Genomic DNA, 15,650 nt, shown 5'->3' with positions numbered 1-15,650 from the left:
TTTATTAACCTATCCAACGTCATTGAGAGAATCATGGCAAACTCATCAGCGAATAAACTATCGTTACCCGCACTGACTTCTCTTGTAGTTGGTTCGATGATTGGCGCGGGTATTTTCTCCCTGCCTGCGACATTCGGACGAGCAACGGGTGGATTTGGCGCCATTATTGCTTGGTGTATCGCCGGTGGCGGTATGTTAATGCTGGCTTTCGTTTTTCAAACGTTAGCGCAGCGCAAACCTAATCTGGATTCCGGCGTATTCATTTATGCTAAAGAAGGTTTTGGAGATTATCTAGGATTCGCCTCAGCCCTAGGTTTTTGGGCCGGTACCTGTATTGGTAATGTCTCTTATTTTGTGTTGATCAAATCTACCCTAGGTGCGTTTTTCCCGATATTCGGTGACGGTAATACTATTCCTGCGGTATTAGTCGCCTCGGTGATCTTGTGGGGCTTCCATATTCTGGTATTACGCGGAGTTAAAGAAGCCGCAGCGATAAATACCATTGCCACCTTCGCGAAAATTATCCCAATCTTTATCTTTGTTATCGTTCTTATTTTTGCCTTTAAAGGCGATGTCTTTGCGCTGAACTTTTGGGGAACGCCGGATGTCGTTAAAGGGGCTGATTTATCTCATCTTAATGATTATGGCTACGTCGGCCACGCGGCTGCGACAATTAGCACCGCGGTAGCCGAGCCTGAATCTCTCTTCTCGCAGGTGCGCAGTACCATGCTGGTCACGGTATTTGTATTCCTAGGAATTGAGGGGGCCAGCGTTTATTCACGTTACGCTAAAGAACGTAGCCACGTTGGTATTGCGACGGTATTAGGCTTTATTGGCGTGCTGTGTCTGCTGGTATTGATCACCATGCTGTCTTACGGCGTGATGCTGCGACCTGATTTAGCCGCTCTGCGTCAACCTTCCATGGCCGGTGTATTAGAAGCCATAGTGGGACGCTGGGGAGCAATATTTATCAGCATAGGCCTGATTATTTCCGTGCTGGGTGCTTATTTATCCTGGTCATTGCTGGCGGCCGAAGTGCTTTTTTCTGCGGCCAAAAGTAACAGTATGCCAAGAATATTCGCGACGGAAAATAGTAATGCAGTACCTTCCGCTGCGGTGTGGCTGACCAATATTTTTGTGCAGATATTCTTAATCCTGACACTATTTACTGATTATGCCTTCCAACTGGCATTGGAATTAACCAGTTCTCTAACGTTGATTCCTTATCTGCTAGTGGGCGCCTACGGCCTGAAATTAGCCTGGACCGGCGAAACCTACGAAACCAATGCTAAAGGCCATCGAAAAGATCTGATTTTTGCATTGATCGCCACTTTCTACGCGGCGCTGATGTTATACGCCGGTGGCATGAAATATCTGCTGTTGTCCGCCATTATTTACGGGCCAGGTACCATCCTGTTCATTATGGCGAAACGCGAGCAACATCAGAAAGTCTTTAATACCGCTGAAAAAATCTTGTTTGCCATTGTGATTGCCGCAGCGGCGGTCGCGCTGTACAGCATTTTCACCGGAATCATCACCATATAATTTACTGGAGCTATTATGTCGGATAAGAAAACCAAGAAGTCAGGCGCTTACGGCGTACATTCAGAGGTTGGTACTTTACGCAAAGTTCTGGTGTGCGCGCCGGGTAAAGCCCATAACCGTCTAACGCCAAGCAACTGTGACGAGTTATTATTTGATGATGTTTTGTGGGTAGAAAGAGCCAAACGCGACCATTTCGATTTCATGACCAAAATGCGTGAAAGAGGCGTGGACGTAGTAGAAATGCATAATCTGCTGACTGAGACCCTACATAATCCGGTGGCAAAAAAATGGATTTTGGATCAGCAAATTGTGCCTAATGAAGTTTCATTAGGCATTTTGCATGAAACCCGCAGTTTTCTCGAAGGGTTGGAGCCGCGAACGCTGGCTGAGTTTCTGATTGGCGGTTTATCTACACGTGAATTACACGAAGTGGGTAAGTGCGACAAAGAAGAATTGAAGTTGATTCGTGAAGCCGTCGGTATTACGGAGTATTTACTGCCGCCGTTGCCAAACACTTTATACACCCGCGATACCACCTGCTGGATATACGGCGGCGTGACGTTAAATCCGCTGTACTGGCCTGCTCGCCATGAAGAAACCATCCTGACTACGGCGATTTATAAGTTCCATCCTGATTTCGCAAATGCTGATATCAATGTGTGGTGGGGGGACCCGACTCAGCACCATGGTTCAGCCACGCTGGAAGGCGGCGATGTGATGCCGATTGGGAATAAAACCGTCCTGATTGGTATGAGCGAGCGAACTTCCCATCAGGCGATTACGCAACTGGCGGCTTCACTGTTTTCCAATAAGAAATCTGGCGTTGAACGCGTGATGATTGCGGCGATGCCGAAGCTGCGCGCCGCCATGCATCTGGATACGGTTTTCACCTTCTGCGATCGCGATGTGGTGACGCTTTACCCGGCGATTGTTAATCAGATCCAGACTTTCTCACTGCGTCCGGACGATGGCCCGACTGGGATGAAGCTGAGCCGTGACAAAGGCACCTTTGTTGACGCGGTCGCCGGTGCGCTTAATCTGAAAAAACTACGAGTGGTAGAAACTGAGGGCAATGATTACGACACTGAGCGCCAGCAGTGGGACAGCGGCAATAATATGGTCGCCATCTCTCCGGGCGTGGTAATGGCGTATGATCGCAATACCAAAACCAACACTCAACTGCGTAAAGAAGGGGTGGAAGTGATTGAGATTGTCGGCAGTGAATTAGGCCGAGGTCGCGGGGGCGGTCACTGTATGACTTGCCCGCTTATCCGCGATGCCGTTGATTTTTAATTGCTGATAACCGCCAGCTGGGGGAACGGTTCTCGTCAGCTGGCGACAGTGCTCTTAAAAAAATAGTCGAGAGTGGACAGCGTTATCACGCTGGTTTGCTGTCGGCTATCTGTATTTAAAACCGCCGAGTGTTTTGGGCGACGTAATAAATTTTTAGAAAAGGACGGCGCTGTGAAATACGTTTATACGGTACTTTTTCTGTTAATTGTCACATTAACCACTCTTTTTGTCTTTCAGAACAGCGGCGCCGTTCAGGTATCGCTACTCTTTAATCAGATAATCTTGCCCATGTCCGTGTTGATCGTCCTGATTTACTTTTTAGGCATGCTGACTGGCGGAATTCTACTCACGCTGATGAATAAACTGATTCGCAAAGTAATAACAAAAACCGATAACAAAACTGATAGCAAAAACGCAGCTAATGGGCGCTGAGATAAGGGATGAACAGAATGTAAATCTGATGGTGTTAGGCCGTTTGTTTCTGTCGTTGCGGAGCTATCTGCGGCTAATCCTAACCACAATGTCATCATATTTTCACTTTTTAACCCGATTCTTGCTGGTGCGTTTCAACCGCTGTTGCGCAATCGCAACCCCAATATTTGATTGAACGAGATCTTTATAGTGAAGACAAAAATTGTAGTGACTCTGTTGGCAACGCTTTTATTGGCTGGCTGTGATAAACCAGTGCCTGAAGTAATGGAAAGCGTGCGCCCAGTAAAAATATTTACGGTTGAAGACAGCGGCCAAAACGGAGTGCGTTATTTCCCGGCGCGATTGCAGGCTGGGGATGAAACTCAACTGTCATTTAAACGTGCGGGACAGCTTCAGCAATTGCTGGTGCGGGAAGGTGAGCAGGTTAAAAAAGGGCAGAACATTGCGATGTTGAATAACACCGATCTGACCTTGAGAGTACGGGATAGGCAATCGGCGTTTAATCTGGCTCGCGATCAGTTCAATCGTTTTAATACCTTGCAAGGGCGCAATGCCATTTCTCGTGCTGAGCTGGATATTCGCCGAGCCGAGCTGGAATCCGCTCAGGCGGCGCTGGATATCGCACGTAAAGAGCTGAGTGATGCCACCATTAGTGCGCCTTTTGACGGCGTGATTGCTAATGTTAGTGCACGTAATCATCAGGTAATGGCCCCAGGGCAAGTGGTTGCGACCTTGAGCGCGCTGGATTCGCTGGACGTGGTATTTAGCGTGCCGGAACGTTTATTCACCGCATTGGATATTGGCAATAAGGATTATCACCCAACGGTGCGTTTAAACCATTTACCGGATCGTGAATTCTTGGCTGAATATAAAGAGCACACTACCTCCACCAGCGCTGGCTCTATGACTTTCCAGGTGACGCTGACCATGAAACGTCCGCCGGATTTACCGCTGCTGTCTGGCATCAGCGGTAGCGTTCGTATCAATACGCATAAACTAACTGGTTCGACGAACGCATCGATTATTGTGCCGGTGGAAGCCGTATTTAATCCCGATAGCGCCCAGCTTAATGATGCACGAGTTTGGGTCGTTAAAGAGGATAAAGGTCAGCTCCACGTTGAAGAACGGGAAGTGCAGGTCGGGCAGCTAACGGCCAACGGTATCCAGATTACTTCGGGTTTGAGCGACGGTGAGCAGATTGTTGCCGCTGGTACTAGCGAGCTTCGTCCACAGCAGTTGGTGCGGGCGTGGGTCCGTGAGCGGGGTCTGTAATGAAGCTAACGGACAATTTCATCAACAATAACACGCGAATCTGGCTAACGATTCTGTTGCTAGGAATTGGCGGGCTGATTGCTTATCTGAATATCGGTCGTTTGGAAGATCCGGCTTTTACCATTAAAACTGCGGTGGTAGTCACTCGCTACGAAGGTGCCTCGGCGCAGCAGGTGGAAGAGGAGGTGACGCTGCCGCTGGAGAATGCCATTCAGGAGCTGTCTTACGTCGATAACGTAAGGTCAATCTCCAGCGCCGGTTTATCGCAAATAACCATCAACGTAGGTTCCCAATACGGGCCGAACGAACTGCCGCAAATCTGGGATGAGTTACGCCGAAAAATCAGTGATAACAGCGCCCGTCTGCCTCCGGGAGCCGGTACGCCACTGGTCAATGACGATTTTGGTGACGTGTATGGTTTCTTCTTCTCGCTGTCGGGAGAGGGCTACACCAATCAGGATTTACGGAATTTTGGCGAGCAATTACGCCGTGAGTTGGTGCTGGTTAACGGCGTCGGGAAAGTCGCTATTGCCGGCATTTTACCGGAAGAGATTCAGATTGATATTTCGCGGGCGCAGATGACCGCTGCCGGTATTACTCCGCAGCATTTATCGGATTTACTGAGTCGCCAGAACGTGGTTTCCAACTCCGGGCAACTGTTGGTTGGCAGTGAGTCGATCCGGCTGCATCCAACCGGTGAATTCAATAGCGTGCAGGAATTGGGAAACTTATTGGTCAGCCAGCCGGGCAGCCCAAAAAGCGTCTATTTGCGTGATATTGCCACCGTGACTCAGGGAGTGACTCACTCGCCTACCAATATTTATCGTGCGAATGGTCAGCCAGCATTGGGGATGGGGATTTCTTTTGCGCCGAACGTCAACGTCGTAACGGTGGGTAATGCCGTCAAAGTGCGGTTAGCGCAGCTAGAGTCTGAACGGCCGTCCGGCATGCACATCAGTATTTTTTACGATCAGTCTCATGAAGTGGAAGGCGCGGTAAACGGCTTTATCCTTAACTTCCTGCTGGCGTTACTGATCGTTGTAGTCACTTTATTCATCTTTATGGGCGCGCGCAGCGGTATTGTTATCGCACTCTCTCTGGCACTGAATGTGCTGGGGACATTATTGATTATGTGGTTGTTTAATATTGAATTGCAGCGTATCTCCCTTGGTGCATTAATTATCGCCCTTAGCATGTTGGTGGATAATGCCATCGTGGTGGTAGAGGGGGTGCTGGTTGGGCGCCAGCGGGGAGATAATATTTTCACCGCGATCAGTAAAGTGGTGAAGCGCTCGATGCTCCCGTTGCTGGGTGCCACTATCATCGCGATTTTGGCCTTTGCGCCTATTGGTTTATCAAATGATTCCACCGGCGAATATTGCCGCTCGCTGTTTGAAGTATTGCTGATTTCGTTAATGCTGAGTTGGTTCACCGCGCTGACCTTAACTCCGGTATTCGCCAAATGGGCCTTCCAGAACCAAAAATCGGCTCCGGTTGATGAAGATAAGCCAGTTAAGCAGCCTTATGACGGCTGGTTATTCCGTAACTATCGGGCGGTGTTGAATAAGCTATTGCAGCATCGCAGCATCACGCTAGTGGTACTGACTGCGATGCTGGTGGCGTCTATTTACGGCTTTGGCAGTGTGCGGCAGAGTTTCTTCCCGGCTTCGAATACGCCGATCTTCTTTGTCGACTTATGGCTACCGTATGGCACGGATATTAGCTATACCGAAAACATCGCGGCGGAAGTAGAAAAACATATCAAGGAGCAAGAGGGCGTTACCGATACCGTTGGCACTATTGGTCAGGGCGCAATGCGCTTTATGCTGACCTATAACGGCGAGCGGCAATATGCTAACTATGCGCAAATTATGGTGCGTACCGATCGGCTGGATCGCATTCCAGGATTGATCGAAGAAACCGAGCAATTTATGCAGGATGAATATCCGCAGGTAAATGCACGGGTGAAACGCATCATGTTCGGGCCATCCAATAACAGCGCAATCGAAGCGCGATTTAACGGGCCAGATCCGGACGTATTGCGCTCTCTGGCTACGCAGGCGGAAAAAGTGATTGTGGCCGATCCTCTGGCCGATGGCGCGCGTCATGATTGGCAGGATCGCAGCAAAATGATCCGTCCGCAATTCTCAGACTATCTGGGGCGCGAACTGGGCGTAGATAAGCGAGAAGTGGATGGCACCCTGCGGATGAGCTTTGGTGGCTTGCCGGTCGGGTTGTATCGGGACGGTACGCGGTTGATGCCGATTGTCCTTAGGACACCGGACGCTGAGCGGCTGAACGCAGAAAGGCTCAACGATGTCATGGTATGGAGCCAGGCGCGTCAGGCGTTTATTCCTATCGATAACGTTGTCACCAGTTTTGAAACCGAATGGGAAGATCCACTCATTATGCGTTTGGATCGTAAACGCACATTAACGGTGCAAACCGATCCAACATCGGAAGGCGGCGAAACTTCCGCCGAACTGTTGCAGCGGATCAGGCCGAATATCGAAGCGATCAAACTGCCGCCGGGCTATGAACTGGAGTGGGGAGGCGATTACGAAAGTACTAAAGAGGCGCAGCAGGGGATCTTCACCAGCTTGCCGATCGCATTCATTATCATGTTTGTCGTTACAGTGCTGATGTTTAGCTCGGTACGTAACGCTGTGGCTATCTGGCTAACGGTGCCTTTAGCTTTGATTGGCGTGACCGTTGGTTTCCTGTTAACCGGCATTCCTTTTGGTTTTATGGCGTTACTCGGCCTGTTAAGTCTGAGCGGTATGTTGATCCGTAACGGGATCGTATTGGTAGAAGAAATTAGCTTACAGCGACAGGAAAAACCGCTGCGGGAGGCCATTATTGATGCCTCTACCGCCCGTTTGCGCCCAATTACGCTCACGGCCTTTACCACGGTTCTGGGGCTGGCACCGCTGCTGAGCGATGCGTTCTTCCAAAGTATGGCGGTGGTGATTATGTTCGGTCTGGGCTTTGCGACAGTACTGACCTTATTGGTATTGCCGGTGATTTACAGCTGTATGAATCCGGAGCCAAAACCGCAGCCGACTACCGAGTAATGTATTTTTTTCAGCTAAAAAACCGTCCGATGGACGGTTTTTTTTCGGCTGTGGTCAGAACCTTGTTTTTAAAAACGCTTTTTTATCGTTCCTCGATTTTTCCGCCTGTGCGCCAGCTCTCTTATTACCTGAATTAACAACCCTCTTTGTTTCATAGTGAAACTCTGATTTCCGTTAGTCGTTTCATAATGGAACGTTTTCTCTACCGGATACTCAACGGTTTTTCTCGCTCTATAGTGGTTTTAGCCAAAGTAAAACCGTCTCTCGCCAAAGACCGATGCTGACCCGAGACACCACCTTTTAAAATACATTTACGCTTCAGGAGCCAGATATGCTTAAAGTCATTCAATCTCCGTCTAAATATATACAGGGCGCTAACGCGCTTCAGTCTATTGGTGAGTTCGCTAAACTATTGGCAAATAATTATTTTGTCATCGCCGATGACTTCGTCATGAAACTCACATCGGATACTGTTGGCAGCAGCTTACAGGGCAGCGATGTTAAACATCACTTCAGCCAGTTCCACGGCGAATGCTCTCGTAAGGAAATTGAACGCCTGACCGTCGAGCTGAAAAAACACGGTTGTAACGGAGTGATCGGTATCGGTGGTGGTAAAACCCTGGATACGGCAAAAGCCATCGCCCATTATCAACATATTCCGGTGGTCGTAGTACCAACGATTGCCTCAACCGATGCGCCAACCAGCGCCCTGTCGGTGATTTATACCGAAGAAGGAGAGTTTGCTGAATATCTCATTTATCCAAAAAATCCGGATATTGTACTGATGGACAGCGCGATTATCGCCAAAGCACCGGTGCGTTTATTAGTCGCCGGTATGGGTGATGCGCTTTCTACCTATTTTGAAGCACAAGCCTGTTTTGATGCCAAAGCGATCAGTATGGCGGGCGGAGCCTCAACGCTAGCCGCCGTGACGCTGGCGCGTTTGTGCTACGACACGCTGCTGTCAGAAGGTTACAAAGCTAAACTGGCCGTAGAAGCCGGTGTGGTTACCGAAGCGGTAGAACGCATTATTGAAGCCAACACTTACCTGAGCGGCATTGGTTTTGAAAGCAGCGGCCTGGCGGCGGCGCATGCCATTCATAACGGTTTTACCGTACTGGAAGAATGCCATCACCTGTATCACGGTGAGAAGGTGGCTTTCGGAACGCTGACACAGTTGGTGTTGCAAAACAGCAGCATGGAGCAAATTGAAACCGTACTCGATTTTTGTCAGCAATTGGGGCTCCCAATCACGCTGGGCGAAATGGGCGTTCATCAGGATATCGAGAAGAAAATTCGCGCAGTGGCCGAAGCCAGTTGTGCCGAAGGTGAAACCATCCACAATATGCCGTTTGCCGTTACGCCGGACAGTGTTTACGCGGCAATTTTGGTTGCCGATAGACTGGGGCGCGCTTTCCTCAACTAAGTTGAATTCATTGTGATAACAAACCGGGTCGCCTGCGGGCCGCTCGGTTCTGCCCCACACGGGTAACCGAGCCTCTTATGGATGGAGTACCAGCATGAAAAAACTGATTAATAGCGTTGAAAGCGTTTTACAGGAACAAATTCAAGGTTTAGTGGAAGCGCATCCGGAACTGACTTTGCATCAGGAGCCGCTGTTTATTACCCGCCGGGATGCGCCAGTACAAGGCAAAGTGGCGCTGATGTCCGGCGGCGGTAGCGGTCATGAACCGATGCACTGCGGCTTTATTGGTGCAGGAATGCTGGACGGTGCCTGTCCCGGTGAGATTTTTACTTCACCTACGCCGGATCAAATGTTCGAGTGCGGTCAGGCTATCGACGGCGGGAAAGGCGTGTTGATGCTGATAAAGAACTACACCGGCGACATTCTTAATTTTGAAACCGCAGCCGAACTGCTGCACAGCGAAGGCACCGCCGTCGCAACGCTAGTGATTGATGACGATGTAGCGGTAAAAGACAGCCTATACACTGCCGGACGCCGTGGCGTCGCTAATACGGTGTTGATCGAAAAATTATTAGGTGCTGCCGCCGAACGCGGTGATTCACTGGATGAATGCGTGGCGTTGGGACAAAAAATCAATAATCAGGGACATTCCATCGGGATTGCTTTGGGGGCCTGTACGGTGCCTGCGGCGGGTAAACCGTCCTTTATTCTGGCAGAAAATGAAATGGAGTTTGGCGTGGGTATCCACGGCGAACCGGGCATCGAGCGCCGTCCCTTTACCTCGTTGGATAGCACCGTTGACGCAATGTTCCAGACGTTGATTGAACACGGTCAGTATCAACGCACGTTGCGCCACTGGGATCGCCAACTGGGAGATTGGCAGGAAACTCGTCAGAGCAAACAGCCATTGGCTGCGGGCGATAGAGTCGTAGTCCTAGTGAATAGTCTGGGTGCTACGCCGCTGTCTGAGCTGTATGGCGTTTGGCATCGGTTAGCCGCGCGCTGCGCCGAGTTTGGTCTGAAAGTCGAACGTAAACTGATTGGCTCTTACTGTACTTCGCTGGATATGCAGGGCATGTCGATGACGTTGCTGAAAGTGGATGATGAATTACTCACGCTTTGGGACGCACCGGTCAATACTCCTGCGCTGCGTTGGGGGTGTTAAATGTCGGAGGAAAAAATGGCATTAACCAAACAAGATATCGTCAATTGGCTGCAACTTTGCGCCGAGGTTTTTACTCAACAACGGGATTTCCTCACTCAGCTAGACACTGAAATTGGCGATGGCGATCATGGCCTGAACATGAATCGCGGTTTTAACAAAGTGGTCGAAAAGCTCCCTTCGGTGGCAGACAAAGACATTGGGTTCATCCTGAAGAACACCGGTATGACGTTGTTATCCAGCGTAGGTGGGGCCAGTGGCCCGCTGTTTGGCACGTTCTTTATCCGAGCGGCGCAGAGTACTAATGCTAAACAAAGCCTCGATCTTCCCGCTCTGTGCCAAATGTTTAAGGACGGCGTTGAAGGTGTGGTGATGCGCGGTAAGGCAGAACCCGGTGATAAAACCATGTGCGATGTCTGGTGGGCTGTCGTGGATCAGTTGGAAAAGGCCAATCAGCAAGGTTTATCGATGGTGGACGCATTGCAACAAACGGTGGAACGCTCGCAGCAGGCGCTGGCTAGCACCATTACCATGCAGGCGCGTAAAGGCCGTGCCAGTTATCTCGGTGAACGCAGTATTGGCCATCAGGACCCCGGCGCGACTTCGGCCATGCTAATGATGCAGGCGTTATTGCAGGTAGCTTGCCGTTAGCGATGAATTTTACATGAACCATTTGCCATAACGCATTAAAAGCGTGTCCGTCAGGCCGGTGCGATAACCGCAGAGCAGTATCAGATTCCAGGAGGAAAGATGGTCAATATCGTTGTAGTTTCCCACAGTGCGTTGTTGGCTCAGGGCGTTGCCGAGCTGGCGCAACAAATGGCGCAGGGCGGATGTCGGTTGGCGCTGGCCGCAGGGGTGGACGACGTGGATCATCCCATCGGCACTGACGCCATTAAAGTGATGGAAGCCATTGAGTCAGTTTACGATCCCGCCGGGGTATTGGTGTTGATGGATCTTGGTAGCGCCGTGCTAAGCGCGGAAACCGCCTTGGATCTGCTCGACCCGGCGATGGCAGCCAATGTGCTGCTGTGTGCGGCTCCTTTGGTAGAAGGCACGCTGGCGGCGGTAGTCGCGGCATCGGCAGGCTCATCGTTACAACAGGTTCGTGCTGAAGCTATGGGCGCGCTGGCGGCGAAAAGTAGCCAATTGGGCGAAGAAAACCAGTCGGAAGAATCTGCTTCTGTGACGGGATTCGGCGAAGATGCGCAAAGCGTGAGTTGGCGAGTACAGAATCCCAACGGTTTACACGTTCGCCCTGCGGCAAAGCTGGTGGAGGCTCTTGCACCTTTTGACGCCGAGCTACTGCTGGAAAAGGGCGGTAAATGCGTGAACCCGCGTAGTCTGAATCAGCTGGCGATCTTGCAAGTACGCAAAGGGGATACCATTCGCCTGCTAGCCCGCGGAGCTCAGGCCGAACTGGCGTTGGCTGCGTTTGAACAGTTAGCTCAGCGGCATTTTGGCGAATCAGTCGCGGACAGTGATAACGCGGAACTTGCGGGAACGATGGTGCCAAACGGGGTCGTTCGTGGGCCAATTCTCCAACTTCCTCCTGCGATGACGGCGTTTATTCCCCGCACTATCAGTGCCGAACAAGTGGCTGGTGAGCAGCAGCGTCTACAGCAGGCGCTGATCCAAACTGCGACAGATTTGGAATCTCTGGCTACACAGGTGGGAGAAACTCTTGGTGAAGAATTCGGGGCGATATTCAGCGCTCATCAGCTATTAGTCAGCGATGAAGATCTGCAGCAGGCGGTGAATCAGCGGATTGCTCAGGAACGTGTTTGCGCCGAGTCCGCCCTGCGCGGTGAGTTGATGGCAATGGCCGCGGATTATCAGGCGCTGGATGATGAATACCTGCGGGTTCGCGAGCTGGATATTCGCGATATTCTTAATCGGGCGCTGGGACATCTGACCGGTTTGCCGCTGGCTTCGTTGCACATTGGCGGTAGCGCGTTATTGGTGGCGGATGAGCTAATGCCATCGGCGTTGGTCGGGCTGCGGCGACAGCAAGTAAAAGGTATTTGCCTGAGCCTGGGGAGCACGGTGTCACACAGCGCGATTCTATCCCGCGCCTTGGGTATTCCCATGGCGGTGGGAATGAGTGGCTGTCTGGATGCCACTCATACAGGAATGATGGCTGAACTGGATACAGCCAGTGGCGTGTTGAAAATTAAAGGGTAAGTTACCGGCGCGAGAGAGACTCGCGATATATCTCAGCAAAATAATATGTTCCCAGCGATATAAGAAAAGGAGCCAGAATTGGCTCCTTTTCTTTGGTTAACTACCAAGGTATTAAACCGCTTCTCCGCCTTTAAACTGTCCGATATCCAGCCGGTGCAGCTTCACTTTACGCCACAGTGTGGTGCGGCCAATGCCCAGCAAGGTTGCCATTTCATTAAGCTGACCCTGACACACCAGCGCGGCGCGAATTATCGCCTGTCGCTCAAGCTCTTGCAGTGATAGTACCGGCTGCGGCTGCGGAGCGTCCGGTTCAAGAAGCAATTTTTCACCCAGCAAATGCTCAGGTAAGTCATTGAGACGGATTCGGTTATTGCGACAGGACATCGCAGCACGTTCGACAACGCTTTTCAACTCCTGATCGTTGCCCGGCCACGGATACTGATTGAGCTGCCGATTAACATCTTCATCGGTCTGATACTGGCAGTGAAAATGCTGCCCTAAATCCCGCAAGGTATGTTGTACCAGTAGTTGAATATCCTGTTGGCGCTGGCGTAACGGCGGGATATGTAATTCGAAAGACTGAAGTGTATAGAACAACTGGCGGCGAAAACGCCCTTGTTTGACCAGCAGCGGTAAATCCGCGCCGGTGGCGGCAATAATCCGCACATCCACCGGAATCACCCGATTGGAATTGACGCGCATCAGAATGCCGGTTTTAACGATCTGCAGCAGTGCGGACTGCATTTCCGGCGACAGGTATTCCACCTGCTCCAAATATAATGTGCCACCGTTGGCTAACTCGAATTTACTCGGTTGCCCAGCCTCGCCTTCACTGGCATCACTGCCGAGGAATTCTCGTGCCATTAAGCTTTGCGGCAAAGCCTGACAGTTCAAAGCGATATAAGGGCCATTGGCTCGTTCGCTGGCGTTATGAATTGCCTGGCCTAGTCGCTGTTTTCCCACGCCTTCTTCGCCGTGTAGCAAGATAGGATGCTGGCCTTTAGCTGCCTGTTTGCCGTAACGAACCAAACGGCGCATTTCCAGAGAGCTAACCGGCATCTCATCGAAGGTATGGCTGGCGCGACCCAATTGGTTGTGTACCATTTGGCGCAGCAGTTCCTGCGGATGCAACAATGCGATAAAGCCGCAGCGATCGCCGTCGGGTATCGGTTTTAGCGTGAGTAACGCCGGAATAAACTGCTGTTGGTTCTCAAACGTCACCTCTACGTGGCTGAGAGGACTGCGTTGCTGAATTGCGTGGGTCAGCAGGGCAGGAAGCGTCAGTAACTGGCTGACCGGTTTCCCCAGACTATTGGTTTCATCCAGCCGCAAAATGGCGGCGGCGCGCCGATTGAGATACAGCAGGCAGCCACGCTGATCCCAAGCCATCACGCCGTCTTCCACGCCGTCGAGCAGGGCGTTTAACTCATTCAAATGGCGATTGGTTTCTGCCAGCAAGCTATCCGCATGCAGGGAATTACCGATTTCCCGCGCAATAGCCAACGTCAGCGGTAAATCACTGGCGGCTTTTTCCGTCAGCAAACAGCCCAACACGATCACTGCTCGCTGTCGCCCGCTGTTGTCGTATACCGGCGTTGCACAGAAATGCCATGGATGCAGCGCCAGCTTAAAGTGTTGACTGCCGCTGACCTGCATTGGGTTACCTTCGGCCATCGCTAGTGCCGGCGCGTTGGTACCGATCAAACCTTCGGCCCAGTAGCTGCCGGCGGTAAAACCTAATTCACTGAGCTGGCGCAGTGTTTTCGGATGACCGCATTGCCACAGGGTACAGCCGCTTTCATCCAGAATAAGCAGGCTACACTCGCGGGATTCCATATATTCATACGCATCTTCCAGCGCCGCTTGCCCCAGTACCAACAGATCGTTTTTACGCTGGCATATCGAGCTGAATGTCGCGCCAGCCGCCCGATGTGGAATTCGCCAAGTGGCGGGCTGCATCAGTTTATGACAGCGTTGCCAGGAATCATTCAGTGCGGGCGTAACCACCGTTGCCTGAGGGCGGTAAGGTGATTCAGCACAATGTGGGGCAGACTTTGGGGCCAAAATAGATTTACCTCAACCAGACAGTGATCTCCAAAAAACGAGAATCACTATTAACTCTAATTATTGTCTGAATTGCTGTGAAGCCGCAGGCAAATGCGGCCGTCACTTTATTCGAAGCAAATTGACTGAGGGAATACTGAGCTTTCAACCTACCTGGCTTTAGAGTCTGGATGACGCCAGTGAATTTGCCCCGGCAGAATCAGCCGCTGCTGTTCTAACGGTTGCTCGGCGATCAGCGCGGTAACCATCTCGAAGCTATGACGCGCTAGCCCTTGGCAGTCCTGAGCGATGGTATCGATTTTTAGCGGCAGGCAGTCAAACAGGTAATGATCGTCAAAGCTGCATAGGTGAATATCGCTATCCATCAATTGATATTGGTTCAGGTAACGCAGCACCCCTTCCAGTAGGCCACAGGCGGCGGTAAATACCGCTTTCGGTGGCCGACCCAATTGAGCGCAAAGTTGAGCGATCATTTCATAGCCGGAGCTAGGCAGATAATTGCCGTTGAGTATCCATTCCGGGCGACATTCTACGCCCGCGCGCTGTAAACCCTGTTGAAATCCGCTCAGGCGGTCGCGCGTCGGTGAAATGCGCGGCTGGCCGCCGAGGAAATAAAACTCATCCTGATGCTGCTGCGCCACTTTTTCTACCAACGTGGCGGTGGAGGTAATGGAATCGGTGATGACCAGTGGAAGAGTCGATTCGCCGATCAGCCGATCCATTTGTACCACTGGCAGCCGAGCGTTTATCTTTTGGTATTCGCTATCGTTCAGTTGGCTGGAAGCGACGATCAAACCGTCAACTTGACGCTGCACCAGACTGTTCACCGCCATCATTTCTTGGCTGGGATTTTCATCGGTGCAGGCGATAAGCAGTTGCAATCCGGCTTCGCGACACAGCATTTCCAGCTCGCGGGAAATCAGGGCAAAACCGTGATTGGTCATTTCAGGCACCACCAGACCCAGCGTATGGCTGCGGGTCGATCGCAAAGAACGCGCGTGGAAACTGGGCTGGTAATTGTGTTCGTTGGCCAGGGCGATAATGCGATCCCGGGTTTCGTCAGAAACACGATATTCCTTACTGCGGCCATTCAGAACCAGACTGGTGGTCGATTTAGACACACCAGCCAGTTTAGCTATATCGTTAATAGTAATACGTTTACTGTTTTTCACTGACTGCATCTGCCACCGGGAAAGAT

General features: G+C 51.2%; 11 protein-coding genes. 9 read left to right on the top strand and 2 right to left on the bottom strand.

The genetic code is table 11. The annotated features are described in order from the left end of the window. The first annotated feature begins 33 nt into the window (after positions 1-33). The 9 genes from AD970_RS11775 to dhaM all read left to right on the top strand — a co-directional run bounded on the left by AD970_RS11775 (position 34) and on the right by dhaM (position 12,388). Positions 34-1,545, top strand: coding sequence for an amino acid permease (locus AD970_RS11775; protein ID WP_049599070.1), 1,512 nt, complete (start codon positions 34-36; stop codon positions 1,543-1,545). Between the two features lie 15 nt (positions 1,546-1,560). Further along, a complete protein-coding gene (gene arcA, locus AD970_RS11770; protein ID WP_049599067.1) occupies positions 1,561-2,838 on the top strand; it encodes an arginine deiminase in 1,278 nt (425 codons plus the stop codon). Between the two features lie 171 nt (positions 2,839-3,009). After that, positions 3,010-3,270: a lipopolysaccharide assembly protein LapA domain-containing protein gene (locus tag AD970_RS11765; RefSeq protein WP_049599132.1), complete on the top strand. Its 261-nt coding sequence runs from the start codon at positions 3,010-3,012 to the stop codon at positions 3,268-3,270. Positions 3,271-3,459: 189 nt separating this feature from the next. Next, positions 3,460-4,542 carry an efflux RND transporter periplasmic adaptor subunit gene (locus AD970_RS11760; protein ID WP_049599065.1) on the top strand — a complete coding sequence of 361 codons (1,083 nt, stop codon included), beginning with the start codon at positions 3,460-3,462 and terminating at the stop codon, positions 4,540-4,542. Further along, the gene (locus AD970_RS11755) at positions 4,542-7,616 is read left to right on the top strand and encodes an efflux RND transporter permease subunit (protein WP_049599063.1); all 3,075 of its coding nucleotides are present in this window, start codon (positions 4,542-4,544) and stop codon (positions 7,614-7,616) included. The genes AD970_RS11760 and AD970_RS11755 overlap by 1 nt, the downstream gene beginning before the upstream one ends. 331 nt (positions 7,617-7,947) lie before the next feature. Then, positions 7,948-9,042, top strand: a complete 1,095-nt coding sequence (locus AD970_RS11750; RefSeq protein ID WP_049599060.1) for a glycerol dehydrogenase — start codon at positions 7,948-7,950, stop codon at positions 9,040-9,042. Positions 9,043-9,136: 94 nt separating this feature from the next. Then, the gene (gene dhaK / locus AD970_RS11745; protein WP_049599057.1) at positions 9,137-10,207 is read left to right on the top strand and encodes a dihydroxyacetone kinase subunit DhaK; all 1,071 of its coding nucleotides are present in this window, start codon (positions 9,137-9,139) and stop codon (positions 10,205-10,207) included. A 15-nt stretch (positions 10,208-10,222) separates the two neighbouring features. Continuing rightward, the gene (dhaL, locus tag AD970_RS11740; RefSeq protein WP_049599129.1) at positions 10,223-10,855 is read left to right on the top strand and encodes a dihydroxyacetone kinase subunit DhaL; all 633 of its coding nucleotides are present in this window, start codon (positions 10,223-10,225) and stop codon (positions 10,853-10,855) included. Between the two features lie 99 nt (positions 10,856-10,954). Beyond that, entirely contained in the window at positions 10,955-12,388 is a 1,434-nt protein-coding gene (dhaM, locus tag AD970_RS11735; protein WP_049599054.1) for a dihydroxyacetone kinase phosphoryl donor subunit DhaM, read from the top strand. Positions 12,389-12,499: 111 nt separating this feature from the next. Here the strand turns inward: dhaM and dhaR are convergent, their stop codons facing one another. Together dhaR and AD970_RS11725 are read right to left on the bottom strand one after the other, a co-directional pair. Beyond that, positions 12,500-14,395 carry a dihydroxyacetone kinase operon transcriptional regulator DhaR gene (dhaR, locus tag AD970_RS11730; RefSeq protein ID WP_049599052.1) on the bottom strand — a complete coding sequence of 632 codons (1,896 nt, stop codon included), beginning with the start codon at positions 14,393-14,395 and terminating at the stop codon, positions 12,500-12,502. 206 nt (positions 14,396-14,601) lie between these two features. Continuing rightward, positions 14,602-15,633, bottom strand: coding sequence for a LacI family DNA-binding transcriptional regulator (locus AD970_RS11725; RefSeq protein ID WP_049599051.1), 1,032 nt, complete (start codon positions 15,631-15,633; stop codon positions 14,602-14,604). Between the last annotated feature and the right edge of the window lie 17 nt (positions 15,634-15,650).

Source organism: Yersinia nurmii, assembly GCF_001112925.1.
In the GTDB taxonomy this organism is placed as follows: Bacteria; Pseudomonadota; Gammaproteobacteria; order Enterobacterales; family Enterobacteriaceae; genus Yersinia; species Yersinia nurmii.
The sequence above is the reverse complement of the archived record's forward strand: the minus strand, read 5'-3'. Positions and strand labels throughout refer to the sequence as shown.

Bases quoted from the DNA above. Each gene is read 5' to 3' on its own strand.
- AD970_RS11725 (WP_049599051.1), bottom strand. From the start codon at position 15,633: ATGCAGTCAGTGAAAAACAGTAAACGTATTACTATTAACGATATAGCT.
- dhaL (WP_049599129.1), top strand. From the start codon at position 10,223: ATGGCATTAACCAAACAAGATATCGTCAATTGGCTGCAACTTTGCGCC.
- AD970_RS11775 (WP_049599070.1), top strand. From the start codon at position 34: ATGGCAAACTCATCAGCGAATAAACTATCGTTACCCGCACTGACTTCT.
- dhaK (WP_049599057.1), top strand. From the start codon at position 9,137: ATGAAAAAACTGATTAATAGCGTTGAAAGCGTTTTACAGGAACAAATT.
- dhaM (WP_049599054.1), top strand. From the start codon at position 10,955: ATGGTCAATATCGTTGTAGTTTCCCACAGTGCGTTGTTGGCTCAGGGC.
- arcA (WP_049599067.1), top strand. From the start codon at position 1,561: ATGTCGGATAAGAAAACCAAGAAGTCAGGCGCTTACGGCGTACATTCA.
- AD970_RS11750 (WP_049599060.1), top strand. From the start codon at position 7,948: ATGCTTAAAGTCATTCAATCTCCGTCTAAATATATACAGGGCGCTAAC.
- AD970_RS11755 (WP_049599063.1), top strand. From the start codon at position 4,542: ATGAAGCTAACGGACAATTTCATCAACAATAACACGCGAATCTGGCTA.